General features: G+C 66.5%; 6 protein-coding genes. All 6 read left to right on the top strand.

The window, feature by feature from the left end; translation table 11 throughout:
* On the top strand, window positions 1–902 hold a 902-nt coding region (locus GM676_RS32685), incomplete at its 5' end, for a tetratricopeptide repeat protein (RefSeq protein ID WP_155468401.1).
* A 4-nt stretch (window positions 903–906) separates the two neighbouring features.
* On the top strand, window positions 907–2610 hold the full coding sequence (locus GM676_RS30925; RefSeq protein WP_155468400.1) for a GspE/PulE family protein: 1704 nt from the start codon (window positions 907–909) through the stop codon (window positions 2608–2610).
* The gene (locus GM676_RS30920) at window positions 2610–3812 is read left to right on the top strand and encodes a type II secretion system F family protein (RefSeq protein WP_155468399.1); all 1203 of its coding nucleotides are present in this window, start codon (window positions 2610–2612) and stop codon (window positions 3810–3812) included. The genes GM676_RS30925 and GM676_RS30920 overlap by 1 nt, the downstream gene beginning before the upstream one ends.
* 7 nt (window positions 3813–3819) lie before the next feature.
* Window positions 3820–5394: a hypothetical protein gene (locus GM676_RS30915; RefSeq protein ID WP_371866418.1), complete on the top strand. Its 1575-nt coding sequence runs from the start codon at window positions 3820–3822 to the stop codon at window positions 5392–5394.
* A complete protein-coding gene (locus tag GM676_RS30910) occupies window positions 5391–6086 on the top strand; it encodes a hypothetical protein (RefSeq protein WP_155468398.1) in 696 nt (231 codons plus the stop codon). Before GM676_RS30915 ends, GM676_RS30910 begins: the two co-directional genes overlap by 4 nt.
* On the top strand, window positions 6083–6262 hold a 180-nt coding region (locus GM676_RS30905; RefSeq protein ID WP_211923325.1), incomplete at its 3' end, for a hypothetical protein. The genes GM676_RS30910 and GM676_RS30905, both read left to right, overlap by 4 nt.

The following is a 6262-nucleotide window of genomic DNA, read 5'->3' as shown; positions in this document are numbered from 1 at the left end:
ACCTGCCGCCGGTGCCGATGCCGCCACCGGGCGCCACCGGCGCCACGCCGGCCCAGGTGGTGGTGGCCGCCGTCGCCCCCACCGCCAACGCCCCCGCCGCGCCAGCCGAAAGCGACGATCCGATGCTGGCCCCCTCCGGCGGCGTCAACCGCGCCGTGCAGCAGGAACTGGAACAACGCATCGCCCGCACCGAGCAGGAGCTGGCCGCCACCCGCCAGGCCATGCAGGCCGCCGCCACCGCCGCCGTGGCGCCGCGTCCGGAACAGCTGCCGCCACTGGCCGCGCCGGAAAGCCCGGAAATCCGCGTCGCCCGCAGCATGCAGCAATCCCCTGTGGCGCCCACGCTGGACACCGCCTACGCCGCCTTCAACAGCGGCGATCTGCCGGCCGCGCAGCAGCAGTACGACGCCGCGCTGGCGCAAGACCCGAACAGCCGCGACGCCCTGCTCGGCGCCGCCGCCGTGGCCGCGCGCCAGAACCAGAAAGACAAGGCCGCGTCCTATTACCTGCGCCTGCTGGAACTGTCGCCCAACGATGGCGCCGCCACCGCCGGCCTGATCGGCCTGCGCCAGGGCGACATCAGCCAGAGCGAAAACCGCCTGAAAGCCATCCTCAACAACAATCCCGAAGCGGCGCCGGCGCTGTTCGCGCTGGGTAACCTGTACGCCCAGCAAAACCGCTGGACCGACGCCCAGCAAGCCTACTTCCGCGCGGCCGGCGCGGCGCCGGACAACCCGGACTACGCCTACAACCTGGCCGTCGGCCTGGACCGCCTGAACCAGCCCAAGCTGGCGCTGACCTATTACCAGCGCGCGCTGGCGCTGGCGCAGGACAAGGCCGTCGGCTTCGACCGCAACACGCTGCGCAAACGCATGCACGAACTGAGCACGACCGCACGCTGAACCCATGGCAGAACAACCCAAACTCCCCCTCGGCAAACTGCTGATACAGAAAGGCATCATCAGCGAAGACCAGCTGCGCATCGCGCTGATCGAACAGAAAAGCACCAACGAGCCGCTGGGGAAATTGCTGATCACGCTGGGCTTCGTGACCGAAGCCACGGTGCGCGAGGCGCTGTCGGAAAACCTCAACACCCAGAGCGCGGACCTGAACAGCCTGGTGGTGGACGCCATCGCCCTCAAGCTGATCCCCAAGGACGTGGCCAAGCGCTACCGCGTGTTCCCCATCGTCTACGAGCGCGCCACCGACAACCTGATCCTGGCCATGTCGGACACCAGCAACATCGTGGCGCTGGACCAGATCAGCGCCATGCTGGTCAAGGGCATCACCATCACGCCGCTGCTGGTGAACGAATCCGACATCCAGCGCGCCATCGACCAGTACTACGGGTTCGAGTTATCCATTGATGGCATCCTGCACGAGATTGAAACCGGCGAAGTCAATTACGCCAGCCTCGGCACCACCTCGGACGAATACAGCCAGCCCATGGTGCGCCTGATCGACGCCATCCTGGCCGACGCGGTGCAGAATGGCGCCTCCGACCTGCACTTCGAGCCGGAGCAATCGTTCCTGCGCATCCGCTACCGTATCGACGGCATCCTGCGCCAGATCCGCAGCCTGCACAAATCCTACTGGCCGGCGATGGCGGTGCGCCTGAAGGTGATGTCGACCATGAACATCGCCGAGACGCGGGCGCCGCAGGACGGGCGCATTTCCATTAAGTTTTCCGGCCGCCAGATCGACTTCCGCGCCTCGGCCCAGCCCACCACGCACGGCGAAAACTTCGTGCTGCGGGTGCTGGACCGGCAGAAAGGCATCGTGCCGCTGGACGGCCTGGGCCTGGCCGAGGACGAGCTCAATCTGCTCAAGCTGATGATCGCCCGCCCCGACGGCGTAATCCTGGTGACCGGCCCCACCGGCTCCGGCAAGACCACCACCCTGTATTCGATCCTGAACCACATCAACACCGAAAGCGTCAACATCATGACGCTGGAAGACCCGGTCGAATACCCGATGAACATGATCCGCCAGACCTCGGTCAACGAATCGGCCAAGATGGGCTTTGCCGAAGGCATCCGCTCGATGATGCGGCAAGACCCGGACGTGATCCTGGTCGGCGAGATCCGCGACAAGGAAACCGCCGAAATGGCGTTCGCCGCCGCCATGACCGGCCACCAGGTGTACTCCACCCTGCACACCAACTCGGCCATCGGCGCCATCCCGCGCCTGCTGGACATCGGCGTGCTGGGCGACATCATGTCCGGCAACATCATCGGCATCATCGCCCAGCGCCTGGTGCGCAAGCTGTGCCCCAGCTGCCGCGAGGCCCACCTGGCCGACGAGATCGAACGCAAGCTGCTCGGCATTCCGGACGACAGCGGCCCGCAAACCCTGTACCGCCCGGTCGGCTGCGACAAGTGCGCGCACCAGGGCTACAAGGGCCGGATCGCCATCATCGAACTGCTGAAGATGACGCCCCAGCTGGACGAGCTGGTGGCGCGCCGCGCCTCCACCCGCGAACTGAAGAACGCCGCCGCCGAAAGCGGCTTCCACAGCCTGATCGACGACGGCCTGCGCCGCGTGCTGGAAGGCGTGACCACGCTGGAAGAAGTCGGCCGCGTGGTGGACCTCACCGAAAGGCTGGGCTGATGCCGCAATATCTCTACCGCGCGATGAACGCCGCCGGCGATATCCAGCCGGGCAATATGGACGCCGCCAACGAGCCGGACCTGGAGCTGCGCCTGCACCGCATGGGGCTGGACCTGATCGATTGCCGCGTCTCGCGCACCCGCGTGATCGCCCTCAAGCGCCTGATCACCCGCAAGGACCTGATCAACTTCTGCTTCCACATGGAGCAGATGACCGGCGCCGGCGTGCCCATCCTCGACGGCCTGAACGACCTGCGCGAAAGCATCGACCACCCACGCTTCCGCGAAATGATCACCGGCCTGATTGAAAACATCGAAGGCGGCAAGCAGTTGTCGGCCTCGATGGCGGCCTATCCGGAAGTGTTCGACGTCACCTTCACCAGCCTGATCATGGCCGGCGAGCAAAGCGGCAAGCTGACCGAGGTCTTTAAAAACCTGTCCGAAACCTTGAAGTGGCAGGACGAGCTGGCCTCGCAGACCAAGAAGATCGTGATGTACCCGGCCGCCGTCGGCCTGTTCGTCACCGGCGTGATGTTCTTCCTGATGATCTATCTGGTGCCGCAGCTGACCTCCTTCGTCAAGAACATGGGCAACACCCTGCCGCTGCACACCAAGGCGCTGATCTTCGTCTCCAACATCTTCATCGATTACTGGTACATCATGCTGGCGCTGCCGGTGATCGGCTACTTCGGCCTGCGCGCCTGGCTGGCGAGGAGCGAACAGGCGCGCTACACGGCGGACGCCTTCAAGCTGCGCATCTGGCTGGTGGGACCGGTGCTGCACAAGATTATCCTGGCGCGCTTCGCCACCTTCTTCGCCATGATGTACGCCTCCGGCATCACCATCCTGGAGTGCATCCGCCTGTCGGAAGGCATCGTCGGCAACCGCGTGGTGGCGGCCGGCCTGCGCCGCGCCGCGCAGCAGATTTCCGAGGGCCAGGGCATCACCGCCGCCTTTGCCAACACCGGGATTTTCCCGCCGCTGGTGATCCGCATGCTCAAGGTGGGTGAATCGACCGGCGCGCTGGATGGCGCGCTGCGCAACGTCAGCTACTTCTACAACCGCGAAGTGAAGGAGATGATCGAGAAAGTGCAGTCCATGATCGAGCCGGCGATTACAGTGGTGCTGGGCGTGATGGTGGGCTGGATCATGTTGTCGGTGATGGGACCGATCTACGACACGATCAGCAAGATCAGAACCTGAGGCCACCGTGTTCAGCAAACATTTACTCTACGTGACCAGCGACCAGCTCTGCGCCTACCTGTGGCGCGGCGGCCGGCTGACCGGCGGCGCCTGCTTCGTCAACAACGGCGGCGGCGTCGACGATTTCATGGACTATCTCGACAGCCATCACCGCGCTTCGCCAGTCTACCTGCTGGCCGACCTGATCGAGGAGGACTTCCAGCGCGTGACCATGCCGCACGTCAGCGGCGGCGCCGCCCGCAAGCTGCTGCAACGCCGGCTGTTGCAGCAGTACCGCGAAACGCCGTTCCGCCACCACGAGGTGCAGGGCCGCGAAACCGAAGGCCGGCGCGACGACAAGGTGCTGCTGTCGGCGCTGACCAATCCGTCCTCGGTGCAGCCGTGGGTGGAGGCGCTGGAGCAATTGCGCATCCCGCTGGCCGGCCTGTACAGCACCACTTTGCTGAGCGAAGACCTGGCGCTCAAGCTGGGCCTGCGCGACGAGCACCTGCTGCTGGTGACGCAGCAGTCGGCCGGCTGGCGCCAGAGCTACTTCCAGAAAGGCATGGTGAAGTTTTCGCGCCTGACGCCGGCCATCGACCGCGACGGCAATCCGGTCAACATCGGCACCGAAACCGCCAAGACCCAGCAATTCCTCACCAGCCAGCGCCTGCTGGGACGCGGCCATGTGCTGCAAACCGTGGTGGTCACGCCCGCCGCCGACAGCGAGGCGCTCGACGCCCAATGCGAGGATGGCACGGAAACCGAATTCCGCTTCCTGACGCTGGAGTCGGTGGCCGAACGCGCCGGCCTCAAGACCGGCGAGGGCGAAGTCGCGCAGCGCGCCGCCAGGCTGGCCGAGCCGATGATGCTGGCCTTCCTGGCGCGCCGCCAGCCCGACACCCATTACTCGCTGGGCGAATGGCAGCGCTACTTCAAGCTGTGGCGCACCCGCGTCCAGCTGTACGCCACCAGCACCGTGCTGACCGTGGTGTGCGCCAGCTGGACCGGCATCAACCTGTGGCATCACATCGAGGCCGACAGCGACGCCGCCCGCCTGACGGCGGAAGCGGCCCAGCTGGACCAGCGCTACCGCGCCACCATGGCCGAAATGCCGCCGCGCGTGACCAGCACCGCCAATATGCGGGCCGCCGTGAGTGTCGAGCGCATGCTGGCCACGCAGTCGGCCACGCCGCTGGGCATGTCCACCGTCATCAGCCGCGCGCTGGACGCGTCGCCGCAGATCCGCCTGTTGCAGCTGGACTGGAAAGTCAGCGTGCCGGCCGCCAACACCCCGGCGCCGGGCCAGGAAGACAATCAGGCCGCGCCGATTTCCTCGCTGGTGGCCGGCATTCCCGGCCGCGCGCCGCAGCAGTTGTTGCTGGAGGCGGAAATCCTCGGCCAGCCGGACGACTATCGCGGCGCGGTCGACAGCATGAACAAGTTCGCGCAGGCGCTGGCCACCCATCCGCACATGACGGTGGAGATCGACAAGCCGCCGGTCGACACGCGTCCCTCGGTCAAGCTGGCCGGCAAGGCCGGGCCGCAGGCGGTGGACACCGGCCGCGCCAAATTCACCCTGAACCTGGTGTGGAAGCCATGAGCCCGAATCCTGCCCCCGCCCCGAAGAAACCGGCGGCCACCGTCCCGCTGCCCTACTGGATCAATGAGTTCGGCCTGATCCGCACGGCGGCGCTGACGCTGGTGGCGGCCGTCACCATCTCGGTCACCGGCGTGCTGCTGAGCGACATGAAGAAGAACGACGCCATCGACCTGGCCGAACACGCCCAGCGCACGCGCGACGCCGCCGCTTCGCGCTACGCGCAGGTGGACAATGAAAAACGCGACATCCGCAATTTCCAGCGGCGCTTTGTCGAGCTGCGCCAGCGCGGCCTGATCGGTGACGAGCGCCGGCTCGAGTGGCTGGACGCGATCCGCCGCGCCCAGGCGGAACTCAAGCTGCCGCCGCTGAGCTATGAGATCGAACCGCAGCAAGTGGTGCAACTGGAAGCGCCGCTGGACCTGGGCGAGTACCAGCTGCGCGGCAGCCGCATGCATCTGCACATGGAACTGCTGCATGAGCTGGACCTGTTCAACTTCTTCCAAACCCTGCGTGAGAACAGCTACGTGGCGGTGCAGGATTGTTCGATCAAGCGGCTGGGTGTGGTGGCCGGCACGCCGGGCGCCTCGACCCTGGGCGCCGACTGCACGCTCAACTGGATCACGCTGAACACCGCGCCGAAAGCGCCGTCGCTGGTGGTCAACCGGCCGGCGACGCGGAAAGGCCGGTCATGATGCGCGCCGCCATACTGCTGGCTGTATTGGCCGCCGGCGCGGCATCGGCGCAAGTGAGCATGGGCCGCCTGTTCGCCACGCCGGCCGAACGCGCCACCATGGACGCGAGCCGTGGCGGCGCCGCCGCCCTGCCGCCCAATTCGCAGGGCGTGGCGCCGGCGCCCGGCACGCCGGGC

This window comes from Duganella radicis (genome assembly GCF_009720825.1).
Classification (GTDB): domain Bacteria; phylum Pseudomonadota; class Gammaproteobacteria; order Burkholderiales; family Burkholderiaceae_D; genus Rugamonas; species Rugamonas radicis.
The sequence above is the reverse complement of the archived record's forward strand: the minus strand, read 5'-3'. Positions and strand labels throughout refer to the sequence as shown.

Coding starts and splice junctions, on each gene's coding strand:
- GM676_RS30910 (WP_155468398.1), top strand. CDS start 5,391: ATGAGCCCGAATCCTGCCCCCGCCCCGAAGAAACCGGCGGCCACCGTC.
- GM676_RS30925 (WP_155468400.1), top strand. CDS start 907: ATGGCAGAACAACCCAAACTCCCCCTCGGCAAACTGCTGATACAGAAA.
- GM676_RS30920 (WP_155468399.1), top strand. CDS start 2,610: ATGCCGCAATATCTCTACCGCGCGATGAACGCCGCCGGCGATATCCAG.